The sequence below is a fragment of the Vibrio sp. S/42/10 genome (assembly GCF_029890535.1).
Taxonomy (GTDB): domain Bacteria; phylum Pseudomonadota; class Gammaproteobacteria; order Enterobacterales; family Vibrionaceae; genus Vibrio; species Vibrio cyclitrophicus.
The window spans coordinates 50,645-68,842 of sequence record NZ_JAKMZC010000011.1 but is presented as its reverse complement, the minus strand read 5'-3'; the positions used below and the strand labels follow the sequence as shown (position 1 = coordinate 68,842).

Genomic DNA, 18,198 nt, shown 5'->3' with positions numbered 1-18,198 from the left:
GAGTTTCTTTTCATATTATATGACAGACACTCAGATGACTGATTATCGAGAAGGATTTGTCGGTCTACCAATAAAAAATCCCCATTCGCTGACAAAACGAATGGGGATTTTAGCTACTAGGGGGTAGTAATTTTATCTTCTAACTTGTTTCAGGTTTTAGATAGCCACCATAGTCGCAGCTTTCTTCATTGCTTCCTTCGTTGAACACTCAATCACGTTCGCATTCGCAAAGCGGTGAGCGTCTTTCACTTGAATATCGTGAGCCAAGATAACCAGTCTCGCGTTAGCTACATCTAGGTCGCTGATGCGGTTCTGAATGCCGTTTTGACCTTGTGTTTCTACCTTAATCTTAAGGCCAGCTGCTAAGCCTGCTTTTTCTAGTGCTTTCGCTGCCATGAAGGTGTGTGCAACACCAGAAGGGCAACATGTTACGGCTACGATGTCGTACTCGCCTTCGCCTGCTACAGGAGCTGTTTGAGCTTGTACTGGTGCTTCAACCATGTCTTCTTCGGTTTCAACCGCGACTGGTTTCCAGAAACCAACGATAACCGCTGTTGTCAGTGAACCTAGCGCAATACCGACGACGTACATTGGAATGTTGCTTGATACTGGCGCAGTGATTAGACCGCCCCATGGTGCGTGCAGTAGAACGTCTGTCATGAAGCCAAACACACAACCAACGATACCACCGGCTACGATTGAAGGAAGTACACGCATTGGGTCGTTTGCTGCGAATGGGATAGCACCTTCCGAGATACCGATAGAACCCATAATTGCTGCTGCTTTACCTGCTTCTTGCTCTTGTTTAGAGAACTTGTTTTTGAATAGGAACGTAGCCAGTGCCATGCCTAGAGGTGGTGTACAAATTGCGATGCCTACGCCGCCCATTAGCCAAGGTTGCGTGTCTACTTGAGTTTGAGCAAATAGGGTCGCTACTTTGTTGATAGGGCCGCCCATATCAAACGCCGTCATACCACCAAGGATCGTGCCCAGAACCATCTTAGATGCGCCAGCCATTGAAGCTAGGAACTCGTTCATTGAAGACATGAACAGTTTGATTGGCTCACCGATGCCCCATAGTACGATACCTGCAGAGATTAACGTGCCTAGAAGCGGGTAGATGAAGTAAGCACCCAGCGCTGTCATGTTCGCAGAAAGCGGGATCTTCTTAAGTTGGAACACCACGCCACCGGCGATAAAGCCTGCCACGATACAACCAAGGAAGCCGCCGCCCATGTCAGCCATGATGCCAGAAGAGATCATCGCAGGTGCAAGTGCTGGTTTGTCTGCAATAGAGTAACCAATAAAGCCGCCAAGAATGATTGGGAAAAGAACAAGGCCTTTGATACCGATATTAGAGATGTCTGCCAGCAAACCGTCTGCTGGAACCGCACCTTTGCCTGATGCCATTACCGCTAAAGCCAATAGAACACCACCGGCTACGATGAAAGGCAGCATGTGTGATGTACCGAAAAGCAGATGGCCTTTCATGGTACTAAGGATTTTTTTATAGTCGCTACTACTATTTTTATTGCTAGTATTGGTAGCTTGATTTGCTAGGGTACTCATAATTTTCTACGCCTTATGAATTAATTAAAATATTAAGGATTTGATGTTCATCTTTTGCGTTATGGATATCTTGAATAAATTCATCGCTGAATTTTCCAAACAGTTCTTGTAGTACATAAATATGATGGTCAGCACCGTTGTCTGGTGATGCGATCATAAAAAACACGGTTGGATTGATGCCGTCTTCATCGCCATACTCAATGCCTTCACGCTTAACACCGACAGCGATTGCTGGCTCAGTGACAGCCTTGCTTTTTGAGTGCGGATAAGCGATGCCGTCCATTGAGGTAATGCTTTGAGATTCGCGAATTTCAATGTCTGCCAAGAAGGCTTCTTTATTACTGATTCGGTTGTTTTTAAATAACATGCTTGCCAATTCTTCAAACAGTTCTTTTTTATTATTCGCTTGAAGGTTGTTATTAATTAAGTTGACGTTAGTTAGCTGTGTGACCATTTATTAACTCATTCACTATTGAAGTTCTTGAATTAAAATTAATGGATTAACGGCATTCGCGAAATAGCAAATAAAAGCCCTTCACTGTACATTTGTACCAAGCAAAATTAAGTGTGATTTGCATCATTCATCCAGTGTGAGATGGGTCATATTTGATGGTGTTTTTGATTATGTTTTTGATACGCCGAGCGGCCTCATCAGAAACAAAAATGCCCCGCATGAGCAGGGCAGTAAGACTTTGTACTGAGTTCTAAGGGAGCTAGCTGTAAGCACGCGCTACTCGGCCAACGCAGTCCAGTTTGTAGCTCTCAGCATAAGCAGGAATGAATACCGATTGGCCTTTCTCTATCACGCAGGTTTCGCCGCACTGGTGAGTAAGCACCATAGATTCGTCGAGAGGTAGTAGGATCTCGGCACCTTCGGTAGTGATCCGTCGCTGATGTGAGTTTTGCACGATAGAGAACTTAAAATCCTCCACTGGAATTTCGTATTCCATCACATCACCTTGTTCAATAGGGCTGAGCAGTAATCTATCCGCAGGCTTTTCATTAAATCGAGTACAAGAAACCAGCTCATTCACGTCCATGTATTTAGGCGTCAACCCAGCGCGCAACACATTGTCTGAGTTCGCCATGATCTCTAAGCCTGTCCCTTTGATGTAAGCGTGGGGCGTTTCGGCATCCAGATACATGGCTTGCCCCGGCTTTAGGGTGATCACGTTCAATAGCAGTGGTGCGAATAGGCCGACATCACCTGGGTATTGATCTTCCAGTTCTGAAATCAACTGAAACACCGGTGTATCTGAAAGCTTCGCCTTCACCAGCAACATGGTCAGCGCCATGCCTTTTTGTTCACCTTGCAAAGACAATAAGCTCGCGAAGAAGCTCGCTAATCCATTAGGCGTTTGGTCGCCCGCGAGGTCATTGACCATCGAATGCAGTTCGGGAATATCAAGGTAATGGAAGTGCTCAAGAATCTCGTTGATCGACCTAAAGCCATTCATCGCGGTGTAGTCGGTTAGGGCATACACCAGCTCTGGTTTGTGGTTGGGATCCTTGTAGTTACGGTTACCCGCTGTCATCGGAATGCCTTGCTGCTCTTCAAGAGCATATCCAGATTCCGCTTGTTGCTTGTTCGGGTGAACTTGAACAGACAGCGCTTTCTCTGCTGCTAACACCTTGAATAGATATGGCAGCTCACCAAAACGACTTGCTACTTTCTCGCTTAAGAACAGGTTGAGGTTCTTAGAAATCAAGCTCGATAATGTGGTCTGCTGCCCGTTATCAGTGACCATTGAGCAACCATTCGGGTGAGCACCCATCCAGATCTCCGCTTGCGGCTCACCAGACTGGTTATCAATACCAAACAGTTGGCTAAACGAAGAAGGGCTACCCCATGCGTAGTTTTGAATCACGTTGGTCATAGGGTAGAAAAAGCGTTGTACGAACGAATCGTTCGCTAAAGAAAAATCAGACATCGAAATCACCATGAAGGGAAACATGGCTTGAGTTCTATTCGACCTATTTGTAACTAAAGTATTAGCGACTAAAAAAGGAGAGTAGAAGGGCTCAAGCCATTGGAGTTGAAATGGCTTAAGCCGCTGCTGTCGTTAGCTTGGCTTTGCGTAGATTTTTAAGCGCGATACAAGTAACCGCAGTCACACCCGCACCTGATGCCATGCACAGAAGTGCCAGCATTGGGTAGTTCATTGCGCCTAGTAGAGCAACAACCGGACCACCGTGAGCAACGCTGTTGGTGATACCAAATGAGAACGCCATTACCGCGGCCGTCATTGAACCAAGCACGTTGGCTGGGATAACCGACATCGGATCTTGAGCCGCGAAAGGAATCGCACCTTCAGAGATACCCACTAAGCCCATTGCACCTGCAGCTTTACCTGCTTCAATTTCAGAAGATTCGAACAGGTCGAACTTACGGCCCAATCTGGTTGCGATAGCCATGCCTAATGGAGCGACAGGAATTGCACACGCCATTGCACCCATGAACTGAGTTTGACCGCTGGCAATCATGCCGACTGAGAATAGGAACGCCACCTTGTTGAACGGACCGCCCATATCGAAACCGGCCATGCCACCAAGGACGATGCCAAGCAGAACCACGTTGCCTGTGCTCATGCTCGTTAGTAGTGCAGTAAGAGCATCCATCAGCCCAGCGATAGGTGCGCCGATAACAAAAATGAACAGGCCTGCGATGAACAAAGAGCCAGTGATCGGAGCGATCATGATAGGCACAAGCGGTTGCACGAATTTGTGGTAGTTAAACGAGGTGATCCATTTAACGAAGTAACCCACTAATAGGCCTGCGATGATTGCGCCAATGAAGCCAGTACCAGCGTCAGCGCCATAGAAAGAGCCGTTGTTAGCAATCCAACCACCGATAAGGCCAGGGGTTAGGGCAGGGCGGTCAGCAATCGCGTAAGCAATGTAGCCAGCCAAGATTGGGATCATCAATGTGAAGGCAACCACGCCCACTTCTAGGATTTGGTTCCACATGCTGCCAGCAGGAATCGCCATGCCAGATTCACTTGGCTCGCCGCCAATCGCCAGTGCAAGGGCAATCAATAGGCCGCCAGTCACCACGAATGGGATCATGTGTGATACGCCATTCATCAAGTAACGATAAAGGTCTGAACGCGCTTGTGAGGCTTTCTCTGCAACAGATTGGTTGGTCGGCGTTTGTTCAGCTTGGTAACTAGGTGCATCGAGAGCTTGCTTAATCAAGCCTTGCGCGTCTTTGATTGGTGCTTTTACGTTGGTGCTAATGACACGTTTTCCGGCAAAGCGAGCCATGTCGACCTGTTTATCACAAGCCACGACAATCGCGTCTGCACGTTCGATCTCTTCTTGAGTCGGGCTGTTTTTAACACCAATAGAACCGTTAGTTTCGACCTTGATGTCGTAGCCAAGAGCCGCCGCGCCTTTCTCTAGCGCTTCAGCTGCCAAATAAGTGTGTGCAACGCCAGCTGGGCAGCCTGTCACACCAATGATGAAGCCTTGTTTCTCAACGTTGTTTTCCGTTTCTGAAGGCTCAGGCTTGCTAAGCAGTAGCTCTAATGCTTCTTGTTCAGATTGAGCATTCATAAAGCTTTCGATAAAGCCTTCTTCAATCAGTTTTGAAGAAAGCTCTGCTAGTACTTCGATGTGGTGATTATCACCGCCATCAGGAGAGGCAATCATGAAGAACAGTTTTGATGGCTGACCGTCATCGGCGCCGTACTCGATGCCCTGTTGATGGACGCCGATAACAACCGCGGGTTTGATCACCGCAGCGCTTTTCGCATGTGGCAGGGCGATGCCTTCTTCAAACCCTGTGTTGCCTTGTTCTTCACGCGCCTTAATGTCGGCAAGAAACTGTGCTTTGTCTGAAATTCGACCTTGCGCATAAAGTATGTCTATCAGCTCTTTAAATACGTCTTCTTTTGAATCAGCGCTAAGCGAAAGCTTAATCAAATCTTGATTGATCAATGTTGTGATCATAATGAACCCCTACTCTGTTTTTATTTTGTTAGGGGTATTCTGGAATTGATCACTCACCTTCTGTAGTGAAGAAAAAATGCATTTACTGGATGATTGTTGCGTTATAAATGGAGTGTGATTTTGATCGGTCGAGTGGTCGTTTTTAGGCTTGTGTTGACAAGACTTATCATGCTTTGGTGCTTTTATTTATAAGGGATTCGGCGTGTTTTGTTATCTGGGAAATAACGTGATTCATCAGTTTTTGTACTGGAGATTTATTTCTAAAACTGGATTTTTGTAACCTAGATCTCAAATTGTGATTTTGCTCAATAGCACTATGTTTCACTAAGGAGTATATCTATTCCCATAGCTTTATTGCTGCCCATAAGAGTTTTAAAAATGATATTTCATGACTTAATCTCCTCTGTATTAAATGAGCGAGAACCGTTTCACAACATCTGGTTTGCTGGAGATTTTCATACGCCTCCAGCGTGCAGTTACCAGGTGAACTTTCCACGTTTAGAGTTGGTGCTAGACGGAGAGTACGTTAATGAAATGGAGAGTCATGATCGCAAAATAACCAACGTTATTGCCAAAGCCGGAGACGCAATTTTCATCCCTCCGAACTGTTGGAATAAACCTAACTGGGATACCGACTGTTCGGTGTTGAGCATGCTATTTGGTCGTCGTCAGCTGGGTTTAAGTTTGGTGAGTAAGCGCAAAGGCGAGGAGAGCTTTTACGATATTCAAAAGCACAGTATTCAGACTCGTTCTGGGTTTGCGATTGATAACATTTTGGAGGCGCTAAGTTCGTTAGCGAGAGAGAGTAACAAGCAGCCGATGGATGAGTTATTGTTGCAAGCTCTACTGCAATACAGCAAGACGATGTTGGAAGCGCCCGTAGAAAAATCTCATAGCCGAGTACAGGATGTGTATCAGGGGATCTGTATCTACATTCAAGAGAACTTCCACCGCCAAATAACCCGAGACAGCATTGCCTCTCGCTTTAGCATTTCATCGAACCACTTGTCGCGAATGTTCCATCAACAAGGCCACATGACCCTGGCGGAGTACATTACCCGTGTTCGTGTCGACCGCGCTAAGTTCATGCTTAAGAAGTACAACTTCAAACTCAATGAAGTGTCAGTCCGCTGTGGCTTTAAAGATGTGAACTACTTCTGCCGAGTATTTAAAAACCGAACAGGAAAAACCCCAACCGAATATCGTGGTTCAATCTAATATACTCTAAAGTTCCCTTTTCTGACCTGAGCTTATACGACCGAAATTTGTATGACTAGAGCATCACTGCTGGCTCTGAGCTGTGGTGGTCACTTACTTTGTGTTTTCCTCTAGTGTTTATTCCTACGCTTCATCTCTAAGCTCGTTTTTCTATTTATCCCACTTCACTAAATACCCCTAATTAATAACATTAAGGGTTAGCTTTGCGAGTTGCTTATTATTTCCGCTCTCTATTAATTGAATTAAACGTGTGAGAGTTGATGTATTAACGCGATGCATTTAATGAATGTTAAGTAAATTAAAAACCACTTATCGAGACGACAAAATCTTGTTATTGTTGTCCGAGTTACTGATTGAGGTTCTTTTAAGTGATTGATTTTAAATGTTTACTTCATGTCGGATTATTCTTTGTTTACTAGCGCGTAATTAATGCCTCGAAATCGAATATTCAGGTTTATATGTCCCATCACAATCTTGACTTATAATACTACAAATTAAATTTTCTATGGATAATATGCTCTTCAGATATTAATAATAAAGAAGACTTAATTCATGGAACTCAATACTCTGATCGTAGGAATTTATTTCCTTTTCCTTATCGCAATAGGTTGGATGTTTAGAACGTTCACCAGTACAACCAGTGACTATTTCCGCGGGGGCGGTAACATGCTTTGGTGGATGGTTGGCGCAACTGCGTTTATGACTCAGTTCAGTGCTTGGACTTTCACCGGTGCAGCAGGTAAAGCGTATGCCGATGGTATGGCTGTCGCGGTAATCTTCCTAGCAAACGCATTTGGTTACTTGATGAACTACCTGTACTTTGCTCCGAAATTTCGTCAACTGCGTGTAGTAACGCCAATTGACGCGATACGCATGCGATTTGGTAGCTTCAACGAGCAAGTGTTTACTTGGTCTGGCATGCCGAACAGTATTGTATCTGCAGGTATCTGGCTAAATGGCTTGGCGATTATTGCATCGGGCATCTTTGGCTTCGATATGACGACAACCATCGTTCTAACCGGTCTTGTTGTACTGGTGATGTCGGTTACTGGCGGTTCATGGGCGGTTATCGCGTCTGACTTCATGCAGATGGTTATCATCATGGCGGTAACGGTAACGTGTGCAGCTGTGGCTATCGTGCAGGGTGGTGGCGTTACTGAAATCATCAACGATTTCCCTGTTGCAGAAGGCGCGTCATTTGTTTCTGGTAACAATCTGAACTACGTAAGCATCTTCGGAATCTGGGCATTCTTCATCTTCTTCAAACAGTTCAGTATCACCAACAACATGTTGAACTCTTATCGTTACTTAGCTGCAAAAGATTCAAAGAATGCGAAAAAAGCGGCTCTGTTGGCGTGTATTCTGATGACAATTGGTCCAATCATTTGGTTCATGCCACCTTGGTTCGTGGCAGGGCAAGGCGTTGATCTTGCGGCGCATTACCCAGATGCTGGTTCTAAAGCGGGCGACTTCGCTTACCTATACTTCGTAGAGCAATACATGCCAGCAGGTATGGTGGGGCTTCTCATCGCAGCAATGTTTGCAGCAACTATGTCTTCAATGGACTCAGGTTTAAACCGTAACTCAGGTATCTTTGTTATCAACTTCTACCAACCTATTCTTCGTCCAAACGCGACAGAGAAAGAGTTGATGGTTGTGTCTAAGTTGATGTCTTCGGTTTTCGGTGTCGCTATCATCCTTATCGCACTGTTTATCAACTCGCTGAAAGGTTTGAGCTTGTTCGACACTATGATGTACGTTGGTGCATTAATCGGTTTCCCAATGACGATTCCAGCATTCTGTGGCTTCTTCATTAAGAAGACACCGGACTGGGCTGGTTGGGGCACGCTAGTGGTTGGCGCGATTGTGTCTTACATCGTAGGCTTCGTGATTACCGCTGAAATGCTACAAAACTGGTTCAACCTAGAGCCGCTAACAGGCCGTGAATGGTCTGATTTGAAAGTAGCGGTAGGTCTGATTGCTCACTTAACGTTTACAGGTGGTTTCTTCATTCTGTCGACTTTGTTCTACAAACCATTAGAAGCGTCTCGTCAGAAAGATGTCGATACCTTCTTCAACAACCTTGCGACACCGTTGGTTTCTGAATCAACAGCACAGAAGAAATTGGATAACAAACAACGTCACATGCTGGGCTCACTGATTGCAGTGTCTGGTGTAGCCGTGATGGCGATGTTTGCTCTACCGAACCCATTCTGGGGAAGAATGATGTTCGTACTGTGTGGCGGTATCGTGTTTATCGTTGGTCTGATGCTGGTGAAAGCCGTGGACGACTCGGTGGAAGATGCGAAACAAGAGAACAAAACGGCTTAGGTAACTAAACCTACAAGATAAGCCATTTAGAATAGAACGGCTGAGCGTAATTGCTCAGCCGTTTTTTATTGTGTGAACAATGGAGATTATAACCAATGGAGCGAGTAACTTAGTTAATCAAGGAAATGAATTTAAAAGGGAGAGAAGAATTAAATCAGACGTGAAGAGATGTACATCAACAGGGCTTGTAGGTCGACACTGCTTCGGGTCTTTTGTAGACGTTCATTGACCTGATCATGAAGCAGGTTTCTGGTTAGATTAGTGGCCGCCACAATGTGCTCTCGCTGTGGCTTGGTAGGCAGTACCAAAGCGATGGCAACATGCACTTCACCAATGCGTGATGCCCAATCAATAGGATCATCACTGACAATGACTGCAATCGAGAGATCTTGAGTCGATTCAAACATCACATGCGGCAGTGCGATCCCAGGTGACACACACGTCGAAGAGCGTTCCTCTCGTTTAATAAACGCCAGAATCAGTTCATCCGGATCTTGTGGATACACCAGATGAGCAAGCCCTTTCAAGCATTCAAATTTGGTCAGTTGAGTTTGTGCTTTGGCATGATGCCACTTGATGTCACAAGGTGGGCAAATCTGCGGCATACGCTGGATGAGATCTTTCGAGAACTCATGGTTCACTTGTGAGCCGACCATAGCGTAATGCTCAGCAATCACATCTTTAAGAACGAAGCATGCTAGCTCGGCATCAATACCGATCGCGGTGATCTGACATAAATCGCCACGAACTAGGCCCACTTGCAACATCGCAACAGATTTGGAGAGATCAGCCGTTCGGTTTTGAGTGATGTTGATAATACGGATGGTACTTTTGAATTTCTTTGCCAAGCGGCTAAGTGGCTGCGCGATGTGTGAGTTCGCGGCAGGATCGTCAACGAAGAAGGTGATCTGATACTCGTTCATGAAAGGTTTAAGTTCGACAATGCTTAATAAAGACTTTATCGACACTCAACAACACTTCTTCCATTGGAATGAATAAGGTTTTAGCTGGGTCGAAGCGGCTTGGCTGCTCAATGTCGATATCAGAGACGATCAACACCTTGTCTGCGAGGCTAATGTCCTGTGCAGAGAGTAAGTTTTCAATACCCATAGCGCCTTGTGTTTCAACTTTGATTGAAACGTTGAATTTAGGGGCTGTTTTATTTAAAGCATCAGCTGCCATATAGGTGTGTGCAATGCCTGTAGGGCACGCAGTTACCGCTACAATTCTCATTATTATTCTCGGCTTAATCTCGTCCCAGTTACGTTACATAAGCTACCTTTCACAAGCTATTTTGCAAAAGCTATCTTGCATGGGAAATCCAGTATGGAAAGCTCGCATAGGGAAGGGGCGATATTGTTATGGGTTCTCTGGATTTTATGGATTGGCGTTTTTTATTCCAAGGTGAAAGTCACACTCTGAGTTCTTGGTTACAATAATCCAGTTAATGCACCTTTCGTCCTATATATTGAGTGCCCCCACACCGTTAATCTTTTCATCTTATTAACCTCTTTATCTCATTCACTCAAATTGGTACTCGGACGAGGCGGCACATGGATATCACTGACATTATCGAGCCCGAGATTATCTGCTTGGAACTACAGGCAGACTCAAAACAGGCGGTATTTGAAGAGCTTGTCGAGCTGCTCGACCGTTCTGGTAAGCTCTCCAATAAAAGTGAATTCCTTGATGATATCTGGAAGCGTGAAGCCATAGGTAACACGGGCTTTGACGATGGTATCGCCATTCCACACGCAAAAAGTACCGCAGTTGCTAAGCCTGCCGTTGCGGTTGGGATTAGCCGAACGGGTATTGATTATGGTGCCGATGGCGGTGAACTGTCCGATGTGTTCTTTATGCTTGCTTCGCCCGACAACAATGATGACCATCATATTGAGGTACTGGCTCAGATCTCGACCAAACTGATTGAAGATAACTTTGTTACAAAATTAAAGGCGGTTGAGTCGGTCGAGGAAGCTCAAGAGTTGTTTCTCGAAGCCAATTCTGAATCGTTTGATAGCTACGCCTCAAGCCATCATCAAGTCTACGTCGAACCACTCAGCCCTTGGGCTCAATCTCTCAATCGACTCAAAGAACACCTGTTATACGGCACATCACACATGATCCCATTCGTGGTCGCAGGTGGAGTTCTGTTGTCTTTGTCGGTGATGATGTCGGGTCATGGTGCTGTGCCTGAGAGGGGCGTTCTGGCTGATATCGCACAAATGGGCATAGCGGGGCTAACCCTGTTTACTGCGGTACTCGGTGGTTACATCGCGTATTCGATGGCCGACAAACCGGGTTTAGCGCCCGGAATGATTGGTTCTTGGGTCGCGGTCAATCAATACAACACCGGCTTTCTTGGGGCGATTGTGGTCGGCTTTTTTGCGGGCTTTGTGGTTAATCTACTTAAGAAGATCAAGCTGCCAGACAGCATGATCTCGCTGAGCTCTATCTTCATCTATCCGCTTGTCGGCACGTTTGTTACCTGTGGGGCTGTGATGTGGGTGATTGGTGCCCCCATTGCGCAGGTGATGCTTGAGATGAACCAAATGCTGACTGGCATGGCAGGCTCAGGAAAAATGGTGCTCGGCAGTATTTTAGGCGCGATGACGGCCTTTGATATGGGCGGCCCGATCAACAAGGTCGCTACACTGTTTGCTCAAACGCAAGTGAATACTCAGCCATGGTTGATGGGCGGCGTCGGGATAGCAATTTGTACACCGCCACTTGGCATGGCATTGGCGACTTTCATATCGCCGAAGAAGTTTAAACGAGACGAACGCGAAGCCGGAAAAGCAGCGGGAATCATGGGAATGATCGGCATCAGTGAAGGTGCGATTCCCTTTGCAGCCGCCGACCCTGCTCGTGTTCTGCCTGCTGTTGTGGCTGGTGGTATTGTCGGTAATGTGGTTGGCTTTATGTTTCATGTGGTTAACCATGCGCCATGGGGTGGTTGGATTGTGCTGCCTGTGGTAGATGGCAAGATTGGCTACATCATTGGCACACTCGCGGGAGCACTAACAACAGCTTTAATTGTGATACTGCTGAAAAAGAATGTGGTCGAAGGTGAGGCTCACTCTAACCAGTTTGCGGGTGGTTCGGTGACAGAAGAAGGGCAAGCGGATGTACTTGCGATCACGTCTTGTCCATCTGGTGTTGCCCACACTTTCCTAGCGGCTAAGTCTTTGGAAAAGGCGGCGCATCATCTTGGGGTTCGGATTAAAGTCGAAACACAAGGTGCCAACGGGATAGGTAATCGCATTACACAAAAAGACATTGAAAGGGCAAGGTTGGTGATCTTCGCTCACGATGTGGCGATTAAGGAAGTCGAGCGCTTTGCGAATGTCAAAACGTTAGATGTCAGCACCAAAGAGGCGATGCTTAATGCGCAGGCGTTGATCATGAGAAAGGTGTAACCCTCAAACTGTAAAGTTAACTTAACTAGATCAAAACTAAAAAGACTCCACTCTAGCGCTTTAGGCTAACAGTGGAGTCTTTTTGTATGGCTTCTAAATAAGCTCAGCTTTTAGAAAGGATGATACTTAAATACGTCTTCAACCATTGAGTTAAGCAAATCGATGTCGTCACAGGTTTTCGCGTAGGTACGCAAGCCTGCAATTTGAACCTGAACATGACGAGCAAGTTGAGCGGGTTCTCGCTCTTTGCTTATCTCACCTAGCTCTTGTGCTTCCGCAATCACTTTAGCAAATTCACCTTCCATGATCTTTAGTGATTTCTTTGCTTCTTCCAATAATTCTGAATGTTCATCAGTGAGTTCAGCAACCGTTTTTGCCAGCATACACATGCCGTTAGGTGAACTCTGTTTAGACTCGACAACAACGCGTCTTACAAAGTTTTCGAGTGCTTGAATGGGCGAGTCAGTTTCATTGCGAAAGCGGTTCAGATTGAGGATGCCAAGTTCGGTATAGCGAGCAAGAGTTTCCTTAAACAGTCCTTCTTTGCTGCCAAAAGTCGCGTAGATGCTTCCCGGGCGCATATCAATCACGTCCTGTAGGTTACGCATAGATGTTGCGTGAAAGCCTTTTTCCCAATACAGGTTAGTTGCTTTGTCTACTACATCTTGTCTATCGAACTTTGCCGTTTTAGCCATAACATCTACTTCATTAAACTGAACACATACTCAATATTTTATGCTGAACGCTCGTTCTAGTAAAGCCACACCAGTAAGAAAACAGGCTGCTTAGTCTAGTTATTTGCTAAATGATTGAAACAAAATGGCTAGTGTGTAACTGCAGGCTGCAATTTATGCGTCAACAACTTCTACGGTTTTATGTTGCGCACCGTAATAGGTGCCTTCATCAATGGTATACATTAAAATTTCATCGCATTCTGGGCAGTTGAATTCTTCGTTGGGTTCAATTGCTGCCTCTTCTACCCATTCCCATCCAATGTTTTGTTCGCAAGCAGGACAATCCATAAAAAACCTCTAATTATGCATCTACGTTAATTTTACGAGCTCGGCATTATACATAGTTGATGTTGAATATATAGACGGTCGTGAGGACATAGCTTGATAAGGCTTGTACAGTTAGTGTGGTCTACCACTTTGTGGTTATGTAAAATCTGTCAATTTTCAGTCACTTGCGCCGGAAAAATGTTGAAGATCGTATTTGTTTTCCGCTTAAGTTGCATAGCTAACAGTTTTATAAACAAGTCAATGAGTTCTACAAGGTTAAGTGTTAGGTTTATCGATTGCCGCCGATAGGGAATGGTAATTACTAAAACTGAATAATTATATGATCTCAACAAGGGCACATTGATATATAAGTGTGTCTAATTACAACCAGAAAGAGATTTGTTAGCTGCTAGGGAATAAAAATGAAATTAACCGATATGTCTTTTAAGCAAAAAATCATCGCTTTGCTTATTTTGCCGATCTTAGGCTTTCTATGGCTTAGTGTTTCTGCGATATCAAAAGGCGTAGAGACCACCAGTGAAATGTCATCATTAAACCAACTGACGCGTTTGTCGGTTGTATACAGTGAATTAGTGCACGAGTTACAGAAAGAGCGTGGAATGACTGCCGGTTTTATCGGCTCACAGGGTACTCAGTTTGTCAGTGAACTACGTTCACAAAGAGCAAGTGCGGATACTCGACGTGACCAGAGAAGCGAATATTGGCAGTCGGCTGATATCGATTTACCGCAAATCACAAAGTTGAATACAGAAATCAGCCGAAGCCTCAATCAGATCACTTCTATTCGTAATCGAGTCGACTCTCAATCTATCCCACTTTCTGAGGCTCTAGGTTACTACACTCAACTTAACGCAAAGTTATTGAGCGTATCGGCATTGATTGCAGAGTTGAGTTCGGATGCCACCATTACTACAGAAACCATCGCTTACTACAACTTCTTGCAAGGCAAAGAGCGTGCTGGTATTGAACGTGCTGTACTCAATAATACCTTCTCTAAAAATGAGTTTGGCCCGGGTATGCTTGTGAGGTTTATCTCTTTAATGACTGAGCAAAATACCTATTTCTCTAACTTTAAAGTGCTGAGCACCCCAAGCAATGTGAGTTTTTTTGAGCAACAATTGAATGATCGATCTGTCGCAGAAGTTGAAAAACTTCGACAGCTTGCACAATCGAAAATGAGTGGTTTTGATGTTGACCCTGTTTACTGGTTTGCACAATCAACGGCGCGTATTGTTCAGTTGAAGAAAACAGAGAACCAGTTAGCTGATTCACTGATCGCACTCACGGAACAAAAAACGACAGAAGCGCAGACTGCCATGATGGCGAGTATCGCGATGTTTGTTGTGATTACTTTGTTTGCAACTTTTGTTAGCTTCAAGGCTATAACCGATCTAACCACACGAGTGAAAGACCTTACTTTAGTGCTTTCAAAAGTTCGTGATGATAATGATTTGACAGTTCGTGCGACTTACGTAGGTAGTAGCGAGCTTGGCCAGATATCTTTATCGCTTAACGAAACTTTAGAGAAGTTCTCGCAGGTGATCGACAACTTGTCTCAATCGAGCTTAACACTCGCTTCGGCAGCAGAAGAGACGGCGCAAACTTGCCAATACAACTCCAATACCTTGGTTGAGCAACAAAACCAAATTGGGCTGATTGCAACGGCAACTGAGGAGCTTTCGGCAACCGTGAATGAAGTCGCGGCTAAAACGCAGCAAACGGCGACTTCGGCGAAAATGGTGGATCAACAGTCACAAGAGGGCTTGAGCACGGTCCAACACTCTTATGAATCGATTGAAATCTTAGCGTCTGAGATTAACGGCTTAGCTGAGAAAATTACTCATCTACACGAAAGCAGTAATAATATTAATAGCGTGATCGATGTGATTAAGTCGGTTGCTGATCAAACAAACTTGTTGGCGCTAAACGCTGCGATCGAAGCGGCTCGTGCTGGTGAACAAGGTCGTGGTTTCGCTGTTGTAGCTGATGAAGTCCGTACATTGGCTCAACGCACTCAAGAGTCGACGTTGGAAATTGAAGGCTTCATTAGTTCGCTACAGTCTGATGTACAAACAGCGTTCAATGTGATTGATAACAGTAAAAAAATGTCATCAAGAGCGGTTGAAGATTCGCGAGACGTAGAACAAACGCTACAAGATATTTCTGGTGCTGTGAGCGAGATATTCAGTATGACAGAGCAGATTGCAACGGCAACAGAAGAGCAAGCGGTAGTGACACAAGACATTGCTCAGAACGTAGTGGCGGTAGAGCAGAAGTCGACAGAATCTACGACGGGCGCGACTCAAATTGCGGCGACAGCGAAAGAACAAGCAGAATTGGCAACATCACTAAAAGAACTCTCGAATACGTTTAAGAGTTAATTTTTCCGAGATCATGGCTAATGGCTTAAAGTTAAGAGTTAAGAGTTAAGAGCTATCTTACATAACGAAATGTCCCGCTTAGTGCGGGACATTTTTTAGGGTTGAAGCGACTAATACTGCGCTTTATAAAAACGACAAGTTAAAGCTCAAACAATACGTCAGTACGAATAATGTATTTAGTCCCAGAAAGTATTGGTGCTGAGCCGTGTATACAATGGGCAGGGTGAGTACCGTGAGGAAAACATAGGACACTACCACTAGGTGTTTTAACCGATTCTATATCCGCATTCTCATGCCTTTGACGACGAGCAGGCTTACTCGGGTCGTCACGGTTAACCATGAATTGGGTTTCACCACCGACGAAATCATCACTCAATAGAAGCAAGAAAGTATACATGCTCCAACGGTCGCCAAAAGAGTCATCGATCAGTTCTCCACCGACAACTTGACTACCGGGCCAAGAGCCATCGGTGTGCATTTTAAAGAAATCCCCTTCATCGTAGCGATAAAATCGAAAACGACCGTTGATTCCAAGTGGTTTCACACCAGCAAAATGGTCGTACTTATCAACGAAATGATCTTTGCATCGGTTCCAGATGATTTCGAGTGTTTTAGGATCGGCGATCAGGTTGAGGTTTCGGTTATGGCGTATTTCTCTTGGCAATGAAACTGCGGCATCTTCTGTGAAACCAAGTTGGTTCGCTTCATCAAGTATCCGCTTAACCTCTTCAGGAAGAAGTACATCTCTTAGCTGGAAAGCTCCAGGTACATTGTTTACTTCAATGCGTGATACTGCGCTGACGCTGTCATTAAGTGAAAATGGATTAGCCGATTTTGGTACCCAGACTGGTAGGTCACTGCACTGAGTGCCTGCTTCTCGTCTAACAACGTAGAATTTCTGTTCGTTATTCATTATGAATCCTTATTTTGAAACTACTTTCACTTGAGCAAATTGACGATGACCATCTACTGAACCGTGGTAGCCAAGGCCACTCTGTTTCGCACCAACCCAGGGAGCGTCACCACTACCGCCCTGACCTTGATTGATGCCAACCATGCCAGCGTCAAGTTCATCAGCAACCTCGTTGGCACCTTGGTTGCCGAATACCACAGCTCCCAATCCATACTCGCTGGCATTAGCACGTTCGATTGCATCATCAATGTTGGAGTAGCGAGTGATAGCGACCACTGGTCCAAAAGTCTCTTCTGTTTCTAACTTCATTTCAGGAGTCATTCCAGTGATAACAGTAGGACGGATATAACGATCTGGTTGTTCAATCCCGCCTAGAAGGAAAGTTGCCCCTTTTTGTTGTGCGTCTTTTAATTGTTCAACGATTTTTCCATGCTGCGTGGCATTGATGATCGGTCCTATGTTTACGTTAGGCATATCCCACGGGCCAATCTGGTACATGTTGGCGATCTCGGTGACACGTTGTTCAAATTTTTCAGCGATACGATCATCAACATAGATACGTTCAATCGAAGTACACATTTGTCCTGAGTTCTCAAAGCTGCCTGCGACGGCAAAGCGAGCTGCTTGTTCTAGGTTGGCATCACGCATCACTATCATTGGGTCTTTGCCACCTAGCTCCATGACCAAGCGTTTTACCTTGCTCGCTGCGCGTCGCATGATGTCTTGGCCTGTTGCTTTTGAGCCAGTGAACGCGATCATTTGGATGTCGCCTTCGACTAATGCCTCACCAGTTTCTCGGTCGCCATGCAAAATTGTTAATACGCCTTCGGGTAGGTGTTTTTGCAGCTCACCAAAGAATGCTTCAGCGATGAGAGGCGTTTCTTCTGAAGGTTTTAGAATCACGCTATTGCCCGCGATTAGTGCTGGCACAATGAGGTTGTTTGCCATCATCACAGGGTAGTTCCAAGGAGATATAACTCCGACAACACCTAGTGGGCGGTATTGAAGCTCTGTTGACCCTGACAATTTGCGAGTGTTGAGCGCGCGGTGTGCTTCTTCTGCATAATGCTGCCCCATGTAAATTGCGCCTGTTGCTTCACCAGTGGCGCGTCGGATGTCTTTACCCATTTCGCGAGCAAGTAGTTCTGAGAGGGAATCTGCATACTGATCAAGGTGTTGGTAAGCTCTAATAATGGTTCGCACGCGCTCATTTATCGGGAATTTTCTCCATACCTTTTGTGCTGACTTTGACTGGCGGATCGTTTGAACGACTTCATCTCTAGAGGCGTTATTGACTTCACCAAGCAGTTCTCCATTACTAGGATTAAAAGATTGAATAGACTTGCTCATGTTTACCAACTCCGTTTAATTTTTCGTATATTTTTTCTATTTAA

At 45.2% G+C, this 18,198-nt stretch carries 14 protein-coding genes; 4 read left to right on the top strand and 10 right to left on the bottom strand.

The window, feature by feature from the left end; genetic code table 11:
- Positions 1 to 156: 156 nt before the first annotated feature.
- From L8S15_RS13355 to L8S15_RS13340, 4 genes are all read right to left on the bottom strand, one after another.
- Positions 157 to 1,569, bottom strand: a complete 1,413-nt coding sequence (locus L8S15_RS13355) for a fructose-specific PTS transporter subunit EIIC (protein ID WP_102344526.1) — start codon at positions 1,567 to 1,569, stop codon at positions 157 to 159.
- 13 nt (positions 1,570 to 1,582) lie between these two features.
- On the bottom strand, positions 1,583 to 2,023 hold the full coding sequence (locus tag L8S15_RS13350) for a PTS sugar transporter subunit IIA (RefSeq protein WP_280573522.1): 441 nt from the start codon (positions 2,021 to 2,023) through the stop codon (positions 1,583 to 1,585).
- Positions 2,024 to 2,282: 259 nt separating this feature from the next.
- Positions 2,283 to 3,500 carry a mannose-6-phosphate isomerase, class I gene (gene manA, locus L8S15_RS13345; RefSeq protein WP_280573520.1) on the bottom strand — a complete coding sequence of 406 codons (1,218 nt, stop codon included), beginning with the start codon at positions 3,498 to 3,500 and terminating at the stop codon, positions 2,283 to 2,285.
- Between the two features lie 115 nt (positions 3,501 to 3,615).
- Positions 3,616 to 5,520, bottom strand: a complete 1,905-nt coding sequence (locus tag L8S15_RS13340) for a fructose-specific PTS transporter subunit EIIC (protein ID WP_280573518.1) — start codon at positions 5,518 to 5,520, stop codon at positions 3,616 to 3,618.
- 378 nt (positions 5,521 to 5,898) lie between these two features.
- Between L8S15_RS13340 and L8S15_RS13335 the strand changes: the two genes are divergently transcribed.
- A complete protein-coding gene (locus L8S15_RS13335; RefSeq protein WP_280573516.1) occupies positions 5,899 to 6,738 on the top strand; it encodes an AraC family transcriptional regulator in 840 nt (279 codons plus the stop codon).
- Positions 6,739 to 7,290: 552 nt separating this feature from the next.
- Entirely contained in the window at positions 7,291 to 9,069 is a 1,779-nt protein-coding gene (locus L8S15_RS13330) for a sodium:solute symporter family protein (RefSeq protein ID WP_010432926.1), read from the top strand.
- Between the two features lie 149 nt (positions 9,070 to 9,218).
- Here L8S15_RS13330 and L8S15_RS13325 read toward each other — a convergent pair whose 3' ends face one another.
- Positions 9,219 to 9,992, bottom strand: a complete 774-nt coding sequence (locus L8S15_RS13325) for a PTS sugar transporter subunit IIA (RefSeq protein ID WP_016797734.1) — start codon at positions 9,990 to 9,992, stop codon at positions 9,219 to 9,221.
- Between the two features lie 7 nt (positions 9,993 to 9,999).
- Positions 10,000 to 10,302, bottom strand: coding sequence for a fructose PTS transporter subunit IIB (locus L8S15_RS13320; protein WP_010432939.1), 303 nt, complete (start codon positions 10,300 to 10,302; stop codon positions 10,000 to 10,002).
- Positions 10,303 to 10,622: 320 nt separating this feature from the next.
- Here L8S15_RS13320 and L8S15_RS13315 point away from each other — a divergent pair, with 320 nt between their 5' ends.
- Positions 10,623 to 12,488, top strand: coding sequence for a fructose-specific PTS transporter subunit EIIC (locus L8S15_RS13315; RefSeq protein WP_280573513.1), 1,866 nt, complete (start codon positions 10,623 to 10,625; stop codon positions 12,486 to 12,488).
- Between the two features lie 110 nt (positions 12,489 to 12,598).
- Here L8S15_RS13315 and L8S15_RS13310 read toward each other — a convergent pair whose 3' ends face one another.
- Together L8S15_RS13310 and L8S15_RS13305 are read right to left on the bottom strand one after the other, a co-directional pair.
- The gene (locus tag L8S15_RS13310) at positions 12,599 to 13,183 is read right to left on the bottom strand and encodes a TetR/AcrR family transcriptional regulator (RefSeq protein WP_010432944.1); all 585 of its coding nucleotides are present in this window, start codon (positions 13,181 to 13,183) and stop codon (positions 12,599 to 12,601) included.
- Positions 13,184 to 13,336: 153 nt separating this feature from the next.
- On the bottom strand, positions 13,337 to 13,510 hold the full coding sequence (locus L8S15_RS13305) for a hypothetical protein (RefSeq protein ID WP_010432946.1): 174 nt from the start codon (positions 13,508 to 13,510) through the stop codon (positions 13,337 to 13,339).
- Between the two features lie 401 nt (positions 13,511 to 13,911).
- Between L8S15_RS13305 and L8S15_RS13300 the strand changes: the two genes are divergently transcribed.
- Positions 13,912 to 15,891 carry a methyl-accepting chemotaxis protein gene (locus tag L8S15_RS13300; protein ID WP_010432949.1) on the top strand — a complete coding sequence of 660 codons (1,980 nt, stop codon included), beginning with the start codon at positions 13,912 to 13,914 and terminating at the stop codon, positions 15,889 to 15,891.
- Between the two features lie 139 nt (positions 15,892 to 16,030).
- Here the strand turns inward: L8S15_RS13300 and L8S15_RS13295 are convergent, their stop codons facing one another.
- Together L8S15_RS13295 and L8S15_RS13290 are read right to left on the bottom strand one after the other, a co-directional pair.
- Positions 16,031 to 16,804, bottom strand: a complete 774-nt coding sequence (locus L8S15_RS13295; RefSeq protein WP_280573509.1) for an oxidoreductase — start codon at positions 16,802 to 16,804, stop codon at positions 16,031 to 16,033.
- A gap of 9 nt (positions 16,805 to 16,813) precedes the next feature.
- A complete protein-coding gene (locus tag L8S15_RS13290; protein ID WP_102363391.1) occupies positions 16,814 to 18,154 on the bottom strand; it encodes an aldehyde dehydrogenase family protein in 1,341 nt (446 codons plus the stop codon).
- Between the last annotated feature and the right edge of the window lie 44 nt (positions 18,155 to 18,198).